The organism is Dactylosporangium sp. NPDC005555 (assembly GCF_040605635.1).
GTDB lineage: Bacteria > Actinomycetota > Actinomycetes > Mycobacteriales > Micromonosporaceae > Dactylosporangium.
This window is the reverse complement of sequence record NZ_JBEXDG010000089.1, coordinates 1-17,388: the sequence shown is the minus strand read 5'-3', so window position 1 is coordinate 17,388 and position 17,388 is coordinate 1. Positions and strand designations below refer to the sequence as shown.

At 72.7% G+C, this 17,388-nt stretch carries 15 protein-coding genes; 9 read left to right on the top strand and 6 right to left on the bottom strand.

All coding sequences use genetic code 11. The features are described 5' to 3' along the window. The first annotated feature begins 47 nt into the window (after window positions 1-47). The 6 genes from ABZS58_RS47505 (at window position 48) to ABZS58_RS47480 (ending at window position 6,022) form a co-directional block, all read left to right on the top strand. Window positions 48-1,046 (top strand): sugar ABC transporter permease, encoded by a 999-nt coding sequence (locus ABZS58_RS47505; RefSeq protein ID WP_354791061.1) that lies wholly within the window; start codon window positions 48-50, stop codon window positions 1,044-1,046. Next, window positions 1,043-1,972, top strand: a complete 930-nt coding sequence (locus ABZS58_RS47500) for a carbohydrate ABC transporter permease (RefSeq protein ID WP_354791059.1) — start codon at window positions 1,043-1,045, stop codon at window positions 1,970-1,972. The genes ABZS58_RS47505 and ABZS58_RS47500 overlap by 4 nt, the downstream gene beginning before the upstream one ends. Continuing rightward, window positions 1,969-3,585: an alpha-amylase family glycosyl hydrolase gene (locus tag ABZS58_RS47495; protein WP_354791058.1), complete on the top strand. Its 1,617-nt coding sequence runs from the start codon at window positions 1,969-1,971 to the stop codon at window positions 3,583-3,585. Before ABZS58_RS47500 ends, ABZS58_RS47495 begins: the two co-directional genes overlap by 4 nt. 31 nt (window positions 3,586-3,616) lie before the next feature. Beyond that, window positions 3,617-3,805, top strand: coding sequence for a hypothetical protein (locus ABZS58_RS47490; RefSeq protein WP_354791056.1), 189 nt, complete (start codon window positions 3,617-3,619; stop codon window positions 3,803-3,805). A gap of 115 nt (window positions 3,806-3,920) precedes the next feature. Beyond that, entirely contained in the window at window positions 3,921-4,283 is a 363-nt protein-coding gene (locus ABZS58_RS47485) for a response regulator (RefSeq protein ID WP_354791055.1), read from the top strand. A gap of 110 nt (window positions 4,284-4,393) precedes the next feature. Beyond that, window positions 4,394-6,022 (top strand): S8 family serine peptidase, encoded by a 1,629-nt coding sequence (locus ABZS58_RS47480; protein ID WP_354791054.1) that lies wholly within the window; start codon window positions 4,394-4,396, stop codon window positions 6,020-6,022. Between the two features lie 89 nt (window positions 6,023-6,111). Here the strand turns inward: ABZS58_RS47480 and ABZS58_RS47475 are convergent, their stop codons facing one another. Then, the gene (locus tag ABZS58_RS47475; RefSeq protein WP_354791052.1) at window positions 6,112-6,543 is read right to left on the bottom strand and encodes a hypothetical protein; all 432 of its coding nucleotides are present in this window, start codon (window positions 6,541-6,543) and stop codon (window positions 6,112-6,114) included. A gap of 233 nt (window positions 6,544-6,776) precedes the next feature. On the opposite strand from ABZS58_RS47475, the gene ABZS58_RS47470 reads away from it, so the two are divergent. Further along, window positions 6,777-9,509, top strand: a complete 2,733-nt coding sequence (locus ABZS58_RS47470; protein ID WP_354791051.1) for a BTAD domain-containing putative transcriptional regulator — start codon at window positions 6,777-6,779, stop codon at window positions 9,507-9,509. Window positions 9,510-9,672: 163 nt separating this feature from the next. Here the strand turns inward: ABZS58_RS47470 and ABZS58_RS47465 are convergent, their stop codons facing one another. The 4 genes from ABZS58_RS47465 to ABZS58_RS47450 form a co-directional block, all read right to left on the bottom strand. Next, on the bottom strand, window positions 9,673-10,392 hold the full coding sequence (locus ABZS58_RS47465) for a GAF and ANTAR domain-containing protein (protein WP_354791049.1): 720 nt from the start codon (window positions 10,390-10,392) through the stop codon (window positions 9,673-9,675). A gap of 76 nt (window positions 10,393-10,468) precedes the next feature. Continuing rightward, the gene (locus ABZS58_RS47460; RefSeq protein WP_354791047.1) at window positions 10,469-11,608 is read right to left on the bottom strand and encodes a SigB/SigF/SigG family RNA polymerase sigma factor; all 1,140 of its coding nucleotides are present in this window, start codon (window positions 11,606-11,608) and stop codon (window positions 10,469-10,471) included. Between the two features lie 174 nt (window positions 11,609-11,782). After that, window positions 11,783-12,523 (bottom strand): ATP-binding protein, encoded by a 741-nt coding sequence (locus tag ABZS58_RS47455; RefSeq protein ID WP_354791045.1) that lies wholly within the window; start codon window positions 12,521-12,523, stop codon window positions 11,783-11,785. A 70-nt stretch (window positions 12,524-12,593) separates the two neighbouring features. Continuing rightward, window positions 12,594-13,286 carry a phosphoribosyltransferase family protein gene (locus tag ABZS58_RS47450; protein WP_354791043.1) on the bottom strand — a complete coding sequence of 231 codons (693 nt, stop codon included), beginning with the start codon at window positions 13,284-13,286 and terminating at the stop codon, window positions 12,594-12,596. Between the two features lie 283 nt (window positions 13,287-13,569). Between ABZS58_RS47450 and ABZS58_RS47445 the strand changes: the two genes are divergently transcribed. Then, complete coding sequence (locus ABZS58_RS47445) at window positions 13,570-14,067, top strand: hypothetical protein (RefSeq protein WP_354791042.1); 498 nt, start codon at window positions 13,570-13,572, stop codon at window positions 14,065-14,067. Here ABZS58_RS47445 and ABZS58_RS47440 read toward each other — a convergent pair. Beyond that, the gene (locus tag ABZS58_RS47440; RefSeq protein ID WP_354791041.1) at window positions 14,064-16,283 is read right to left on the bottom strand and encodes a bifunctional diguanylate cyclase/phosphodiesterase; all 2,220 of its coding nucleotides are present in this window, start codon (window positions 16,281-16,283) and stop codon (window positions 14,064-14,066) included. The two genes, ABZS58_RS47445 and ABZS58_RS47440, sit on opposite strands and share 4 nt — an antisense overlap. A gap of 142 nt (window positions 16,284-16,425) precedes the next feature. Here ABZS58_RS47440 and ABZS58_RS47435 point away from each other — a divergent pair, with 142 nt between their 5' ends. Further along, window positions 16,426-17,139, top strand: coding sequence for a sortase (locus ABZS58_RS47435; RefSeq protein WP_354791039.1), 714 nt, complete (start codon window positions 16,426-16,428; stop codon window positions 17,137-17,139). Window positions 17,140-17,388 lie beyond the last annotated feature (249 nt).

The following is a 17,388-nucleotide window of genomic DNA, read 5'->3' as shown; positions in this document are numbered from 1 at the left end:
GCCCCCGCGAAAGCGGCGCCGGTGCCGGCCGGTCGGAGGACACCCCTATGGACTATGACTTCTCCGAAGACGTCGCCAAGATCTGGCCGGCTCTGCTGTTCATCGGCGGCTTCGCGGCGGTGATCGGTGGGCTGCTGTTCGTGCTCGACATCCTGCCCAGATGGGGGAAGGGCAGGGAACGGCTGCACATGCTCGGCTTTCTCGGCCCCTCGCTCATCCTGCTCGGCATCGGGCTGATCTACCCGCTCATCCGCACGGTGACGCTGTCGTTCTACAACAACTCCCGCGGCGAGTTCGTGGGGCTGGACAACTACAGCTGGATCGTCACCAACGACGACACCCTGATCATGCTGCGCAACACCCTGATCTGGGTGGTGTGCGTGCCACTGCTGGCGACCGCGTTCGGCCTGACCTACGCGGTGCTGGTCGACAAGGCCCGCGGCGAGGGCATCGCCAAGTCGCTCATCTTCATGCCGATGGCGATCTCGCTGGTCGGCGCGACCATCATCTGGAAGTTCATCTACGCGTTCCGCGAGGCGGACGAGGAGCAGATCGGCCTGCTCAACCAGGTCCTGGTCTGGTTCGGCGGTGAGCCCCAGCAGTTCCTCACCAGCTCGCCGAGCAACACGTTCTACATGATCGTCATGATGATCTGGATCCAGGCCGGCTTCGCGATGGTCATCCTGTCCGCCGCGATCAAGGCCATCCCGGCCGAGATCGTCGAGGCGGCCCGGCTCGACGGCGCCAACCCGTGGCAGATGTTCTGGAAGGTCACGATGCCGAGCATCCGGCCCGCGGTCGTGGTGGTCACCATCACCATCACCATCGCGACGCTGAAGGTCTTCGACATCGTCCGGACCTCGACCAACGGCAACTTCAAGAGCAGCGTGCTCGCCTTCGAGATGTACAACCAGGCGTTCCGGCTGAGTGACGACCCCAGCGGTGAGGGGCGCGGCGCCGCGCTCGCCGTCGTGCTGTTCCTGCTCGTCGTGCCGGTCGTCGCCTACCAGGTACGGCAGCTGCGGAAGCGAGCGGAGATCCGATGAGCAACCTTTCCATCGAGAAGAGCGCTCCCGAAACGAGCCCGCTCTCCAAAGTGCCGGACACCATGGCCGCCCGGGTCCGCCGCAAGCTGACCTCCCGCGTCGCCAGCGTCGTGGCGATCATCATCGCGATCGTCTGGACGATCCCCACGTTCGGCCTGTTCGTCTCGTCGCTGCGGCCCGAGGAGGACATCAAGACCACGGGCTGGTGGAAGTTCTTCACCAACCCCAGCCTGACCCTGGACAACTACAACGACGTCGTCTTCGGCGACTCGGCGAGCTCCGGCCGGCTGGCGAGCTACTTCATCAACTCCCTCACGATCACCGTGCCGGCCGTGGTGTTCTCGGTCAGCCTGGCGGCGATGGCCGCCTACGCGCTGTCCTGGCTCAACTTCCGCGGCCGGGACTGGATCTTCATCGGCGTGTTCACGCTGCAGATCGTGCCGCTGCAGATGGCGCTCATCCCGCTGCTGCAGCTGCTGGGCGACTACACCAAGTGGGGCGGCGGCTTCTTCGCCGTGTGGTTCGCGCACACCTGCTTCGGCCTGCCGCTCGGCGTGTTCCTGCTGCACAACTTCATGTCCGAGCTGCCGAAGGACCTGTTCGAGGCGGCCCGGGTCGACGGCGCCGGCCCGGCGATGACGTTCCGGCGGATCGTTCTGCCGCTCATCACGCCGGCCCTCGCGTCCCTGACGATCTTCCAGTTCCTGTGGATCTGGAATGATCTCCTGGTGGGGTTGGTGTTCACGTCCGGTCCGGACACCCGGCCGCTGACGGTCCGGCTCGCCGAGCTGGCCGGCACCCGGGGCAACGACTGGCAACGGCTGACCTCCGGGGCGTTCGTCTCGATGGTCATCCCGATCATCGTGTTCCTGTCGTTGCAGAGATTTTTCGTTCGCGGCCTGCTGGCCGGTGGAGTCAAGGGGTGAGTTCGCTGGTCTGGTGGCGCGATGCCGTGATCTATCAGGTCTACCCACGCTCGTTCGCGGACGCGGACGGCGACGGTATGGGGGACCTCCGCGGCATCACGTCGCGCCTGGACCACCTGGCCGAGCTGGGTGTCGACGCGCTGTGGATGTCGCCGTTCTATCCCTCGCCGCAACACGACGCGGGGTACGACGTCGCCGACTACCGCGACGTCGACCCCCGGTTCGGCACCCTGGAGGACTTCGACGCGCTGGTCGCCGCCGCGAAGGCGCGCGGCCTGCGGGTCGTCGTCGACCTGGTGCCCAACCACACCTCCAGCGACCATGCCTGGTTCAAAGCGGCGCTCGAAGCGGGACCGGGAAGCCAGGCACGGGAGCGTTACCACTTCCGCAAGGGCCTGGGCCCCGACGGCGAGCTGCCGCCCAACGGCTGGCAGAGCGTCTTCGGCGGCCCGGCCTGGACCCGCGTGCCGGACGGCGAGTGGTATCTGCACCTGTTCGACACGAGCCAGCCCGACCTCAACTGGGACCTGGCCGAGGTCCGGCAGATGTTCGTCGACGTGCTGCGCTTCTGGCTCGACCGGGGCGTCGACGGGTTCCGCGTCGACGTCGCGCACGGCCTGATCAAGGAGAGCGGCCTGCCCGACTGGACCGAGGCGCAGGTGCCGATCACCAGCCCCGGCGCCGAGCACCGCACCCCGCCGATGTGGGACCAGGACGGCGTCCACGACATCTACCGCGAGTGGCGGCGGGTCCTCGACTCCTACGACGGCGACCGGATGATGGTCGGCGAGGCGTGGGTGTCGCCGGCCGAGCGGATGGCCCGCTACATCCGTCCGGACGAGATGCACCAGGCGTTCAACTTCAGCTACCTGATGGCCCCGTGGACCGCTGCGGAACAGCGCACGGCGATCACGGATTCGATCGCCGGCGTCGCTCCGGTCGGCGCCGTGTGTACGTGGGTGCTGTCCAACCACGACGTCGTGCGGCACGCGTCCCGGCTCGGGTTCGAGCTCGGGCACAGCACGCAGGGCGGCATCGGCGTCGGCGACCCGCAGCCCGACGAGGCGCTCGGTCTGCGCCGGGCCCGGGCCGCCACGATGCTGATGCTGTCGCTGCCCGGCTCGGCATACCTGTACCAGGGCGAGGAGCTCGGCCTGCCGGAGCACACGACGCTGCCCGACGGCGAGCGCCAGGACCCGACCTGGTTCCGCTCCAAGCACGAGGTCCGGGGCCGCGACGGCTGCCGCGTGCCGGTGCCGTGGCAGCAGGACGCGCCGTCGTTCGGCTTCGGCCCCGGTGCCGCGTCGTGGCTGCCGCAGCCGGCCGACTGGGGTCGCTTCGCCGCCGACGCCGAGCGGGGCGTTCCCGGCTCGACTCTGTCGCTCTACACCGAGGCGTTGCGGTTGCGCCGCTCGTACGAGCTGGGCCGCGGCGTCCTGGAATGGAACGACGGCGACGACCTCGTCGACTTCCGCAACGGCGGGATCCGGGTGATCACCAACTTCGGTCAGGTGCCGGCCCCACTCCCGCCGGGTGAGGTCCTGCTGGCCAGCGGTGACCTGGCCGCCGACGGCAGTCTGCCGCCGGACACAACCGCCTGGATCAGGGCATGAAGGGCGTGACAGCACCCGTTACCGTGGCGGAATGATCGCACTGTTCGCATACGTCGCCAGCTCTCTCAACCCCTCGGTGCTCGAGTTCAGCGGCGAGGTGGCGAAGAAGAAGCCCAAGGTCGGCGGCGGCCTGATCGGGGGCTGCTGCTGCGCCGTCGTGGTCATCGTCGTCGTGGTCGTCGTGTTGATCGTCCTGCGCCGCCGCAGGTCGAGCTCCTGACAGCAGTGTCCGGCGGACGAGACGCCGGACGGACAGACGGGCAAGTTGCTTCACGTGGCAGGGTTCCCCGGCCGATGAGACGGTTGCGATCCGTCGGGAAGGGAACCCTGCTGCCATGGCACGAGTGCTGCTCGTCGACGACGACGCGGACATCCGCGAGACCACCGCGATCAGGTTGCAGATCGGCGGCCACCACGTGATCACCGCGGCCACGCCGCAGGAGGCGCTCGACGTCGCCGCCGGGCAGCCGCACTTCGACGTGGCCGTGCTCGACCTGCACCTGCCCCGCGTCGACGGCGACGAGCTGCTCGACCTGTTCCGCGGCAACCAGGCGACGGCCGACGTCCCGGTGGTCTTCTACAGCGCCAACGCGCCGCACGCCACGTCGGTGCACGGCCTGTCCCTCGCGGACACGAAACTCACCCGCGGCCGCCCCCTCAACAGCCTCCTCGCCACCATCGACTGCCTGTCCCACTAGGCCCACAGGGCGGGCAACCGCACCGCAACCCGCGGCGAACCGGGCCCGCACCGCCGACCCCCGAATCTGGTGAAGCACGCACGTCACCACTTCGGGAGGGGCAAAGCCAGATGCGAGTCACCCTGCGCGCCACGTTCGTCGCCGCCGTCGCGGTCGCCGGACTCGTGACCGCCGGCTCTCCGGCCCTGGCCGCCCCGGCGGAGGGACAGATCCGCGACGCCGGGCAGCCCGGCACGATCCGCGACCGGTACATCGTCGTCCTCAAGGACACGGTGGCCGCCGCCGACACCGCGAGCAACGCCAGCCGGCTCGCCGACCGCTTCGGCGGGCAGGTGCAACGCTCGTTCGGCAGCACGCTGAAGGGCTTCTCGGCGCGGCTCACCGAGCGCGGCGCCAAGCGGCTCGCCGCCAACCCGCTCGTCGACTACGTCCAGCAGGACCGCACCGTCGAGCTCGCCGCCGGCCAGAGCGGCGCGCCGTGGGGCCTGGACCGCATCGACCAGGCGAGCCTCCCGCTGAACGGCACCTACTCCTACACGGGTGGCGCCGCCGGCGTCACCGCGTACGTGCTGGACACCGGCGTCCGCCTGACGCACAGCGAGTTCGGCGGCCGGGCCCGCTCCGGCTACGACTTCGTGGACAACGACACCGACGCGAGCGACTGCCACGGCCACGGCACCCACGTCGCCGGCACGATCGGCGGCAGCACCTACGGCGTCGCGAAGTCCGTGAACATCGTCAGCGTCCGGGTCCTGGACTGCAACGGCTCCGGCTCCTACTCGGGCATCATCGCCGGGATCGACTGGGTGACCGCGAACGCGCGGAAGCCCGCGGTCGTCAACATGAGCCTCGGCGGCTCCGCCAGCCCCGCGCTCGACCAGGCGGTCCGCACCTCGATCGCCTCCGGCGTCACCTACGCGATCGCCGCCGGCAACGAGAACGTCGACGCCTGCGACATCTCCCCGGCCCGCACGTCCGAGGCGATCACCGTCGGCGCCACCGACGCCGGCGACAACCGGGCCTCGTTCTCCAACTACGGCGCCTGCGTCGACGTGTTCGCCCCCGGCGTCGCGATCACCTCCGCCAGCAACAGCGGCGACCACGGCTCGGCGATCATGAGCGGCACCTCGATGGCGTCCCCGCACGTCGCCGGCGCCGCGGCGCTCTACCTGTCGGCGAACCCGTCGGCGAGCCCGGCGCAGGTGCAGAGCGCGCTGCTGACCACGTCGGTGGCGGGTGTCGTCGCCAACCCCGGCACCGGCTCGCCGAACCGGCTGCTCCAGGCCCCGGCCGTCGCCCCCGTCACCCAGCAGCCCGTCACCCAGCCCGTCACTCAGCAGCCCGTCACCCAGCCGGTCGCCGTCGTCGCCACGCCCGCCCCGGCGGCCGCCCCCTGCAACGTGCGCACCAACGGCGCCGACGCCGCGATCCGCGACCGCGGCACCGTCACCACCGCCGTCGTCGTCAGCGGCTGCGCCGGTAAGGCGTCGGCGGCGACCCGCGTCGAGGTGCACGTCGTGCACGCCAAGCGGGGCGACCTGGTGGTCGAGCTGCTCGCGCCGAACGGCTCCGTCAAGCGCCTCAAGGCCGCCAACGCGAAGGACAAGGCGAAGAACCTCGACGCCACCTACACCGTGAACATGAGCAGCCGGCTGAAGAACGGCGCCTGGAAGCTCCGGGTGCGCGACTCGGCCAAGGGCAACACCGGCTACCTGAACAGCTGGACCCTGACCGTCTGACCGCATGAAGGCCGCACCGAGGCCGCACCGAGGCCGCACCGGTTTCGCCAAGGACGGCGGGCCGGTGCGGCCGTGTATCCGGTGTGCGGTTACGGGAAGTACACGTTGGGGCTGTACGAGACGACCTGCTCGACGCCGTTGACGACGATCGCGATCCGCGCGTCGGCGTAACCGGACGGCGGGAGGACCGCGTAGTTCCACGGACCGTAGTGGCCGGCGACGCAGCTCGAGACGTGGGCGCCGCCGCTCACAGCGGATCCGTTGATCCGCATCTGCTGCTTGACCGTGCAGGTGAATCCGCCCGGGGCGTTGCTCTCGACGTAGAAGTCGGGCTTCAGGTGCGGGCTGCTGAAGCTGATGCAGGACGTGACGTACAGCACGCCCGCGCCGCCGAAGTGGTAGGAGACGCGAGGGCCGCAACCCCCGCCGGAGGAGGCCTGCGCCGGCGACGGCACCGCCACCAGAACGGCCAGCACTGCCACCAGCGCCGCACCCATGTGCTGCAACGATCTGAACACCATGCTCCCTTTCGTCGCGTCTTGTCGATCGATAACCATCATCGGCTGGCCGTGCTTCCGATCGGTCCCGATCGCGAACCCGTACCTGGACCGCACCGGCGAGTTTGGGCTGTGAACAGCGGATATTCACCGACGCCGAGGCGCTGGTGCATTGACATTTCGATGTTTCGATGTACGGGCCGATCGCCGCGCCGAACCCGTACTAGGGTGGATCCGACGGGACGGGGGTCCGGCACGTGAACGACGTCAGCGGCGGCTTCGGCGGGTTGCTCAGGGCGGGCCGCCGCGCGGCGGGACTCAGCCAGCGGCACCTGGCCGATCGGGCCGGCATCAGCCTCGCCGCGATCCGTGACCTGGAGCAGGGACGCACCCGCCGGCCCCAGCGGCGCTTCGTGGACGCCATCGCCGCCGCGCTCACGCTCGACGAAACGGCCGAGACCGCCCTGCGCCGGGCCGCCGAGCCGGGGGACCGGGATCCGCCGGGCGCGCCCGCCGACGCCGGCGGGCCCGTGCGGATCCGCGTCCTGGGACCGCTCGCCGTGCACCGCGACACCGCCGACGTGCCAGTGGGCCGCGGCGGCCGCCGCGCGGTGCTCGCTCGCCTGGCCCTGTCGGCCAACGCGCCGGCGCCGATGACCGACCTGGTCGAGATGCTCGGGGACGCCCGGTCGCCGGTGCGCGCGGTGCAGACCTATCTGTCCAGACTCCGGTCGGCCCTGCGCCCGGCCGCGCTCAGCCGCACACCCGGCGGCTACCGGCTCGACCTCGGCGACGACCAGCTCGACCTCGCCGAGTTCCGGCGCCTGACGCGGCTGAGCCGCTCGGCGCGGCCGGCCGAGGCCGTCGAGCTCCTGGCGGCCGCCCTGGCGCTGTGGCAGGGCGATCCGCTCAGCGACATCCCGCAGCTGCACGGTCATCCGCTGCTCGTCGCGCTCGGCGACGAGCGGATCGCGGCGGCGCTGCGGTATGCGGAGCTGGCGCTGCGCGGCGGACGGGCCGAGGCGTGCCTGCCCCTGCTGCGCGAGCTCGCCATCGCCAACCCGCTCCACGAGCCGCTGCACGCGTGCCTCATCACCGTCCTCGCCGCCGGTGACCTGCAGGCCGCCGCCCTCAACGCGTACGCCTCCATCCGCCACCGGCTGGCGGCCGAGCTGGGCATCCAGCCCGGCCCGGAGCTGCTCGCCGCCCACCGACGGGCCCTGCGGCCGCAGCCGCCCCCCGAAACGGGCGCATCCGGCGCGGTCGCGCCGGTGAGGGCCGGTGGGTCACCGCCGCCCGCGCAGCTGCCGGCCGACATCCCGCAGTTCACCGGGCGCCTCGCCGCCATGGCGCGGCTCGACGGCATCCTCGACGCCCACCTCGCCGGATCCGCGGTCGCCATCACGGCGGTGTCCGGCCCGGCGGGCGTCGGCAAGACCGCGCTCGCGGTCCACTGGGCACATCGGGTGCGGGCCCGGTTCCCGGACGGTCAGCTCCACGCCGACCTCCGCGGGCATCACCCGGCCGCCCCGCGGGCCCCGGTCGAGGTCCTGCACGGTTTCCTGACGGCGCTGGGTGTCCCGGCGGCGGGGATCCCGGCGGGGGCGGACACCCGGTCCGCGCTGTTGCGCACCCTGCTCGCGGGCAGGCGCGTCCTGCTCCTGCTGGACAATGCCCGCGACGCCGAGCAGATCCGGCCGCTGCTGCCCGGCGCGCCCGGCTGCCACGTCCTGATCACCAGCCGGCACACCCTCGCGAGTCTCATCGCCGGCCAGGGCGCGCACCTCGTGCCGCTGGACGTCCTGACCCAGGACGAGAGCCGGGACCTGCTGGCGCACCGCCTCGGACGGTGGCGGACGGCCGCCGAGCCCGACGCGGCCGACATGATCGTGGAGCGCTGCGCCCGTCTGCCGCTGGCCCTGGCCATCGCGGCCGCCCGCGCCGTCACCCGCCCGAACGCGTCCCTGGCCGACCTGGTGATGCGGCTCGGCGACGGCCGCGCCCGGCTCGCCGCGCTCACCACCGGCGACCCGGACACCGACGTCCGGGCGGCGTTCTCGTGGTCGTACCGGGAGCTGAGCGCCCCCGCGGCGCGCCTGTTCCGCCTGCTGGGGCTGCAGCCCGCAGCGGATCTCGCCGCGCCGGCGGCGGCCCGGCTGGCCGGGCTGCCCGTCCCGGAGACCCTTGCGCTGCTGGCCGAGCTGACGGACGCCCACCTGGTCGCCGAGGCGGCGCCCGGCCGGTACACCTTCCACGGTCTGCTGCGGGCGTACGCCGCGGACCGCGCGGCCGAGGAGGAGACGCCGGCCGCCGTCCGGGCCTGCCTCACCCGCCTGTTCGACCACTACCTGCACGCCGCCCGGGCGGCGGCGCACCTGCTGTTCCCGACCGGGCCACGCCCCCGTCGAAGGCCGGACCCCGACCCGTCCGGGCCGGCCTTCGACGGGGCCGTGGCCGCCCGCGCGTGGCTCGACACCGAGCGGGCCAACCTCGTCGCCGTGGCCGGGCACGCCGCCGCCCACGGCTGGCCCGGCCACACCACGGCGCTGGCCTCGGCCGTGCGGCGCTGCTCCGGCAGCGGCGACCGCGACGGTCTCCTCCCGCACGCCCACGCGTACGCCGCCGCCCGCCGGCAGGGGGACCACGCGGCCGAGGCGCGGGCGCTGACCGGTCCCGGCCTGGCGGCGCACCGGCCGGGCGACCCGGGCACGCCCGCCGGGCAGCACCGCACGGCGAGAGTCACCGACGGGCCGGGCGCCGCGCTGCTCGCGGCCGGCGACATCGGCACCGCGCAGGCCGGCTACGCCGCCGCCCTGGCCCTGGCCGACCGCGCCGGCGACCGGCACGGGCAGGCCGACGCGCACAACGGACTGGCACACACGCACCGCGCCGAGGGCGACACCGAGAAGGCCCGCCACCACTGGCAGCAGGCCCTGACGATCTACGCCGACATCGGGATCAGCATCGCGACGGCGCTGTCGCTGATGTGAGCACGCTGCCGGTGCCCGCCGGGACGGTGGCTCGCAGAAGGAGCCGCCGGGTGAGGCGGACGTCGCACCGGCGCAGACGCGGGTCGAAGGGCGGCCGCGTCTCCCAACGGCGCCGCGCCGTCGAACGCGGCATCAACCAGCTCAGACGTTCGGCACCGGTCACCTAGCCGACGGTCGCCCGGCGCTCGACGGTCTCGACGAGCCGCTGCGCGACCGCGGCGAGCGGCAGCCCGAGCCGGCCCGCGGTGCCGTGCAGCACCTCCAGAGCCGCCTCCGACGAGCACGCCCGCTGCACCATCATGATCCCGATGGCCCGGTTGACGATCTCGCCGTCGGCGAGGGCCTCCGTCAGCGTCGCGTGCAGGTTCGCCTGCCGCCCACGGTCGAGGACCGCGGCCAGCAGCAGCCCGGCGTGCTCGGCGATCAGCATCGCCGTGAGCCCCGCATCCGGGGTGAAGCGTCCGGGCTGTGCCGCGTACACCGTCAACGCCCCGATGACCTGCTCGTCGATGTCGACCGGGACGGTCAGGACGCCGTGCACCCCGGCCTCCAGCGCGTGCTCGCGCCAGCCCGGCCAGCGGTCGTCCGACGACAGGTCGGCGCTGACGATGAGATCACGGGTGCGGATCGCCTCCATCGAAGGTCCGGTGCCGCTGTGGTACTGACTGTCGTGCAGTGTCGCCGGCAGCTCGGACGAGGCGGCCGCGGTCGACGGGCCACCCGCCCGCACCAGCGTGACCGCGCACCACGAAGCCCCGTCCACCAGATCGGCAGCGGTCTCGACGAGGTCCTCGAGGGCCTCGTCGAGGTCGTCGCTGGCGATCAGGCGGGCGGTGAGCTGGCGCAGCACGGCGGCGATCTCCACCGTGTGGAGCTCCGTCACGTTTCCCCCTTCGGACACGGCCCGGGCGGCGGCGCCGGCTTCGTATCGGGGGCCTCCTACCCGGCGTGTCTGGTTCTCAACCGTCCAGCAACGCGCGGCGTAATGCTTCCAGGGTGCGTGACAGCAGCCGGGACACGTGCATCTGGGAGATGCCGAGATCGGCGGCGATCTGCGCCTGGGTGCGGTTGCCGTAGAAGCGCAGCGACAGGATCCGCCGCTCCCGCTCCGGCAGCCGGGCGATCAGCGGCTTGACGGCCTGCCGGAACTCGACGCCGTCGATGTCGCGGTCGTCGTCGCCGAGCACGTCGGCGAGCGTGCCCGCGTCGTCGTCCCCGCCGAGCGGCGCGAACAGCGACACCGGCCGGTACGCCGAGGAGGCGACCAGAGCCTCCAGGATCTGGTCCTCGGCGACGCCGAGGTGCTCGGCGACGTCACGCGGCGTGGGGGAGCGCCCCAGCCGCTGCCCGAGCGTGTCACGCACCCGGTTGATCTCGATCCGCAGCTCCTGGAGCCGCCGGGGCACGTGCACCCCCCAGCCCTTGTCCCGGAAGTACCGCTTCAGCTCCCCGACGATCGTCGGTGTCGCGTAGCCGCCGAAGTCGGTGCCGTAGTCGGGGTCGAAGCCGTCGATCGCCTTCATCAGCCCGAGCGCGGCGACCTGGCTGAGGTCGGCGGGCGACTCGCCCATCCCGTGGAACCGGCGCGCGAGGCGGTCGGCCAGGGGCAGGCTGTGCTCGATCGCCCGCTGCCGCAGCGCACCCCGGCGGGTGTCCGTGACGTCCATCGAGGCGGCCTGGCGCAGCAGCTCGTTGACCGTCGTCCACTGGCTCTGCGGCTCTTCGTCCTCCTGGACCGGCGGCGGCGCGCCGACCGGTGGATCGTCGTAGGCACGTAGGCGTTTCGCCGCCCCGATGATCTCCAGGACGTCGAGCACCAGGTCGGAGGCGCCCGGGGTGCGCAGGCCGCCGCCGCGCTCCTGGGCCTCCAGCTGGGCCCGCAGCAGGGTGTCGGCGGCCGCGCAGTCGAGCAGCCGCAGCCGCGACAGGTCGACGGTCAGGTTGACCTGCCCGGCGTCCAGCCGCTGGCTGAGCGCTTGTCGCAGGTCGAGGCTCGCCGCATGGTCGAGCACCCCGGCCGGCCGCAGGATCTCCTCGTCTCCTTCGCGCCATGATTCCAGTGAAAGTGCCGAATCAAATCGGTCTCTGTGTATGGGCATTGTCTCCATGGTGGAGACTCCCCCCTATCCCATCGCGTTGCGCAGCAAGCGATTCGCGGTTGAGCGTGCGGTCGTGGAACCGGGCGGAATTGCTTTCCCGGTCACTGTACGCACGGGGGAATTGCCAATGAATATGTGAAAGGGTGAGGTACCGGGTGACCTTTCCGTGCCGCTTTATGCGCGCAGGGTGGCCCAGACGACCTTGCCGTCGGGCAGCGGCGTGCAGCCCCACCGGTGCGTGAGCGCCTCGATGACGAGCAGCCCGCGGCCGCTCTCGGCGAGGGTGTCGCCGGTCGTGCCGCGGACCGGGAGCTCGTGGCTGCCGTCGCGCACGGAGATGTGCAGCTGGCGGTGGCGCAGCCCGGCCCGGACCTCCAGCTCGGTGCGCGCGTGCCGGACCCCGTTGCTGACCAGCTCGGTGACGATGAGCTCGGCGAGGTCGGCCAGGCGCGAGACCCCCCACGACCGGCAGGCCCGGTCCACCAGGTGCCGCGCCGCGGCGGTCGCGTCGACCATCGGCTGGAGCCTGGCCCGCATCGCGGGCGGCTCGCCGCCGGGCGTGCCGGCGCCGCAGTGCGCGATGGCCGCGTCGGTGGTCGCGAAGAGGGGGATCTGCCGCGCGACCGCCATGCGGTCCAGCGCGGAGCGCAGCGGCGCGGGGGCGGCCGCCATGCTGACGGTGCTGCCGGGCCAGGCCGCGGCGTGCTGGGCGAGGGCCGGGAGCACGGTCAGCGCGACGTCGTCATGGGCCCGCAGCCCGGCGACGTCGAGCACGATGAGCGCCGGCTCGGCGGCGAGACATTCCAGGACGGTGGTGCGCAGCATCGGCGCGGTGCTCACGCCGAGACTCCCGGCCACGTGCACCACGGTCGCATCCCCGCGGACCTCGACGGTCGCGGCAAGACTCGCCCTCATGGGGTGACGCTCTACCCGCCTCCGGTGGGTTAAACCCTGGAGGCGGGAAGAGCGTCCGGTGCGCGCCCGGTCAGACCGGCGTGGGCACCTTCATGGCGTCCCAGGCCATGGCGCAGATGTCGCTGACGTCCGCGTCGGTGACCGGGGTGAAGTCGGTGTAGTACAGGCCGAGGGCGTGGAACTCCCGGGGGGAGTGGATGTCGATGACCGCGTCGACGTCGCAGGCGAGCAGGTCCACCGACTCCGCGGCGCAGACCGGCGCCGCGAACACGATGTGCGCCGGCTTCTGGGCCTGCAGCGCCCGGATCGCCGCGCGTGCGGTGACTCCGGTCGCCAGCCCGTCGTCGACGAGGATGACCACCCGTCCGGCGACCTCGGGGGCCGGCCGTGACCCGCGGTAGCGCTCCTGGCGGCGCCGCAGCTCCACCCGCTCCCGCTGGACGGCGGGCGCGAGGTCACTGGTGCTCAGCCCGACGCACGCGAGCGCGCTGCGGTCGAACACCGGTGGGCCGTTCTCCGCGATCGCGCCGACACCCTGGTCGGACTGCCACGGCAGGCCGATCTTCCGGGCGACCATGAGGTCGAAGTCGGCTCGGACGGCCTCCGCCACCGCGTATCCGACGGGGGCCCCGCCCCGGGGGAGCGCGAGCACCAGCGGGGCCTGCGTCATGTCGAGCTGCCGCAGGTGTGCCGCGACCGCCGTGCCCAGCATGCGACCCGCGGTCGTCCGGTCCGCGAACCGCTCCGCCTCAGGCGGCCACATGGTCGTAGGCTTCCACTCGGGCGACCCGGAGGCCGGCCAACATGATCCGCATCAAGCGGACACCCCCTTCGATCGGCGCGGTGGGGCCACCGCCACGCTGGGCCTCGTCCCCTGTGGCCGCTCTGCCGCGACCCCCACGCCCGGTGCGAAGACTACGCCTGTTGAGCTGGGAAAACGTCCGCTTGGCATACTTCTTCGCGGGTGAGACCGACGTTTCCGAAATATCTGTCATCTGCTGTTTCCAGTGTGACGGTACCGGCAGCGGAACGGCATGATGGGCCCCGTGGACGAACCAGTGCAGCGGGACGCGGCGCTCGCCGTGTTCGACATCGACGGGGTGGTCGCCGACGTCCGGCACCGGCTCAGGTATCTCGATCGGCGGCCCAAGGACTGGGCCCGGTTCTTCGCCGCCGCGGACCGCGACCCGGTCCTGCCGGAGGGCGTGGAGCTCGCGCTGCGGCACGCCGCCGAGCACGTCCTGGTCTGGCTCACCGGCCGCCCCGAGCACCTGCGCCCGGTGACCGACGCCTGGCTGCGCCGGGCCGGGCTGCCCGCCGACCTGCTCTTCATGCGGCCGGCCGGCGACCGCCGCCCGGCGAGGGACTACAAGGCCGGTCAGCTGGCCCGGCTGGCCCGCGAGTCGTCGATCGCGGTCGTCGTCGACGACGACCCGGAGGTGGTGACGAAGCTGCGCAAGCTCGGCCACCCCGTCCAACTCGCCGACTGGGTCCCGCACTCCTCGACCCTGCGGACCGCCCAGGAGCAGGAGGGCAGGACCTAGGGGACCAGCTGGCCGGCGAGGAAGGTCCGCAGGGCGTCGGCGGACATCGGGCGGGCGAACAGGAAGCCCTGGGCGTAGCCGCAGTCCAGCTCGCGCAGCGCGGCGGCCTGCTCCTCGGTCTCGACGCCCTCGGCGACCGGTTGGAGATACATGCTGCGGGCGAGCTCGACGACGGCGCGGAAGAGCGCCTTCTCCTGGCGGTCGGCGACCCTGGCCACGAACGCCCGGTCGATCTTCAGCACGTCGATGGGCAGCGTGCGCAGGTAGGCGAGGGACGAGTACCCGGTGCCGAAGTCGTCGATGGCGATGCGGATGCCGTGGGCGCGCAGGCGGGCGAGCCGCCGGCTGACCGCCTCGGTCTCCTCGACGGTCGCGGTCACCAGGACCGTCTCGGTGATCTCCAGGACGAGCGCCGCACCGGGCAGGCCGGTGCGCTTGAGGGTGGCGAGGACCTCGTCGGCGAACTGCGGGTTGCGCAGCTGGCGGCCGGAGACGTTGACGGTGACGGAGATGCCGTGCGAGGCGTGCCAGGCGCGGGCGTCGGTCGCCGCGCGTTCCAGGACCCAGGCGCCGAGCCGGCCGATCAGCCCGGTCTCCTCAGCGACGGGCACGAAGCGCACCGGCGAGACCGCCGAACCATCGGGCGTGGTGAAGCGCAGCAGTGCCTCGACCGCCGCGACGCGCCCGGTGTGGACGTCGACGACCGGCTGGTAGTGCACGGCGAACCCGCCGGCGGTGCCGTCACCGGTGCCGTCGACGGCGGCCCGGAGCTGCTCGGCGAGCGCGGCGTGCGCGACCTGCGCGGCGCGCATCGCGGGGTCGTAGCGCTCGGCGCGGTTGCGGCCCGCGTCCTTCGCCGCGTAGAGGGCCAGGTCGGCGTTCTGCAACGCCTCGCCGGTGCTGGCCGGCGCGCCGGCGTAGACGCCGACGCTCGCGGTCAGGCGCAGCTCCCGGCCGTCGACGAGATACGGCCACGCGAGGTCGGCGACGCAGCGCTCGGCGAGGTCGTCGAGGCCGCCGAGGTCGGCGGAGACCACCGCGAACTCGTCGCCGCCGAGCCGGGCGAGGAGGTCCCCGGGGCCGGCGATGGCGCGCAGCCGGGCGGTCGCCTCCAGCAGCAGCGCGTCGCCCGCGGGGTGGCCGAGGGTGTCGTTGACGTCCTTGAACCCGTCGAGGTCGACGATGAGCAGGCCGACGCCGTCGAGTGCGTGGATGTCGGCCTGGAGGCGGGCACGGAACTCCTCTCTGTTGGCCAGGCCCGTCAGCACGTCGTGCTGGGCGCGGAACGCCAGCTCCTGCTGCAGCGACGTGCGCTCCCGCAGCGCCCGGCCGAGGCGCAGCACCATCGCCACCATGAGCGCGGCGGTGAGGACAGCCGGCACCAGCGTGTGCACCCACGACCCGGGGCCGCGGTGGATGCCGAGGCCGGCGACGAGGAGGGCCGGGCCGAGCAGTGCCAGGGCGATGAACCCGGCGATGGGGGTGGCGCTCACGTCGCCCGGGCGGGGACGGTCGCCGATGTCGCGGACGCCCGGGTGCAGGCACGCCGCGGCGAGCAGGAAGCTCCAGGCGAGCCACCCGACGGAGGCCATCGGGGCCTCGACGGCGCCGCCGCGCCCCCAGACGTACATGATCACGTAGCTGATGTCGGTGAGGACCATCGCGGCGGTCGACGCCAGCAGCAGGCCGGACGCGACGCCGGGCCGGGCCGCGAACGCGACGCGCAGCAGCATCGACACGACGAGGAGGTCGCAGACGGCGAGGGTGGTGATGCCGGCGGTCGTCACCTGGTCCAGGCCGGCCCGGGACAGCAGCGGGTGCAGCACGAACGCCCACGCCAGCTGCGCCATGCCGATCAGTGCGATGACGGCGTCGAGGATCCGGGTCGAGGACCACGGCCGCAGGCGGCGGGCGAGCAGCCACAGCGCGACACCGGTCAGCGGGTAGCAGAGCATGTAGCCCGCTTCCGCCGCCGGCGCCAGGTCCGGGACGGCGGTCTCGACGGCGGTGGTCACGACCGACCCGCCGACCCCGGCGATGAGCAGCCAGAACGCGGCGGCGGGCGCCGGCCGGTGCCGGCGCACGCCGAGCACCGCCGCGCCGAGGCAGGCCGCCTGCACCGTGACCCAGAACACGCCGAAGCCGTCCGGGGTCAGGGCGGCGGCCACGGCGGACGCGACGGCGGCGCACGTCAAGAACCACAACCAGATCCTCACCTGTCCATTCAGCGTTACCCCAGGTGTGGGCGGGTTGCGGTGCGGGGTGCGAGCGGGAAGCGCCGTTCTGGGGCGGCCACCGTCCGGCTGAATGGCGAGCGAAGCGCCTTCTGCCCGAATTTCAACGCCTATAGTCCATTTTGTGGGTACCGGCAGGCGTGGCGACCGGACGACCCGCCTGCTCCTGTTCGCGGCCGTCCTGCTGCTCGCCTCCGGCGTGACCGCGGGCGGCGTGACGGCGTGGAGCTGGTGGGGCCGGGTCCGTGCCGTCCATGCCGCGCAGGAGCGCCTCGCCGCCGAGTGGGCCGCCGCCGAGTGGGCCGGTGAACCTCGGCGGGTGACCTCGGACGCGACCGTCGCCGCCGAGGCGGCCGGCCGTCGCCCACCGGCCGGGATGCCCGTCCGTCCCTCCCGCGCCGCCGGTGACGGGCCGGTCGCGGTGCTGCACGTACCGACGCTGCGATTGAAGCTCTTCGTCGTCGAAGGGTCCGGGGACGACCGGCTCATGCTCGGCCCCGGGCACATCACCGGCACCGCCACGTTCGGCGAGACCGGCAACGCGGGCATCGCCGGGCACCGCTACCCGGGCGTCTTCTGGGACCTCGACGAGCTCGAGGTCAGTGCGCCGGTCGTGGTCGAGACCCGCGACACCTGGCTGGTCTACCGGGTCGTCGACGGCAGCGTCGTCCAGCCGGAGCAGAGCGAGGTCCTCGCCCCGCCCGCGCCCGGTGCCGGGCCGCTGCTCACGCTCGTCACGTGCGAGCCGAAGCTCAGCACGTCCCGCCGCCTGATCCGGCAGGCCACCCTGGTGCGCCGCGACCCGCTCACGGGACCGCGCCCCGCGGAGCTCAACTGACACCGTGTGACCGTCTGCTCACCGGAACGCAACGAATCTCCTTGACCGGCCCTCCAGGGTGCCGATTGTCCCTGTGAGTTTGCCGTTAAGGACCTGTTCCAGGTCCCGGCGGTTGGTTTGTCCCGGTGAGGGCGGAAGGGGGCCTGGCCGTGAGCGACTTGGGTGACATCGTTCAGGAGTTTCTCGTGGAGTCGCACGAGAACCTGGATCAGCTCGATCGGGACCTGGTGGCGTTGGAGGCCGCGCCGG

Excerpts from the sequence above, each read along its gene's own strand:
- ABZS58_RS47450 (WP_354791043.1), bottom strand. The coding sequence starts at position 13,286 with ATGTGGCCGCCTGAGGCGGAGCGGTTCGCGGACCGGACGACCGCGGGT.
- ABZS58_RS47475 (WP_354791052.1), bottom strand. The coding sequence starts at position 6,543 with ATGGTGTTCAGATCGTTGCAGCACATGGGTGCGGCGCTGGTGGCAGTG.
- ABZS58_RS47505 (WP_354791061.1), top strand. The coding sequence starts at position 48 with ATGGACTATGACTTCTCCGAAGACGTCGCCAAGATCTGGCCGGCTCTG.
- ABZS58_RS47480 (WP_354791054.1), top strand. The coding sequence starts at position 4,394 with ATGCGAGTCACCCTGCGCGCCACGTTCGTCGCCGCCGTCGCGGTCGCC.
- ABZS58_RS47500 (WP_354791059.1), top strand. The coding sequence starts at position 1,043 with ATGAGCAACCTTTCCATCGAGAAGAGCGCTCCCGAAACGAGCCCGCTC.
- ABZS58_RS47460 (WP_354791047.1), bottom strand. The coding sequence starts at position 11,608 with ATGCCCATACACAGAGACCGATTTGATTCGGCACTTTCACTGGAATCA.
- ABZS58_RS47455 (WP_354791045.1), bottom strand. The coding sequence starts at position 12,523 with ATGAGGGCGAGTCTTGCCGCGACCGTCGAGGTCCGCGGGGATGCGACC.
- ABZS58_RS47485 (WP_354791055.1), top strand. The coding sequence starts at position 3,921 with ATGGCACGAGTGCTGCTCGTCGACGACGACGCGGACATCCGCGAGACC.
- ABZS58_RS47490 (WP_354791056.1), top strand. The coding sequence starts at position 3,617 with ATGATCGCACTGTTCGCATACGTCGCCAGCTCTCTCAACCCCTCGGTG.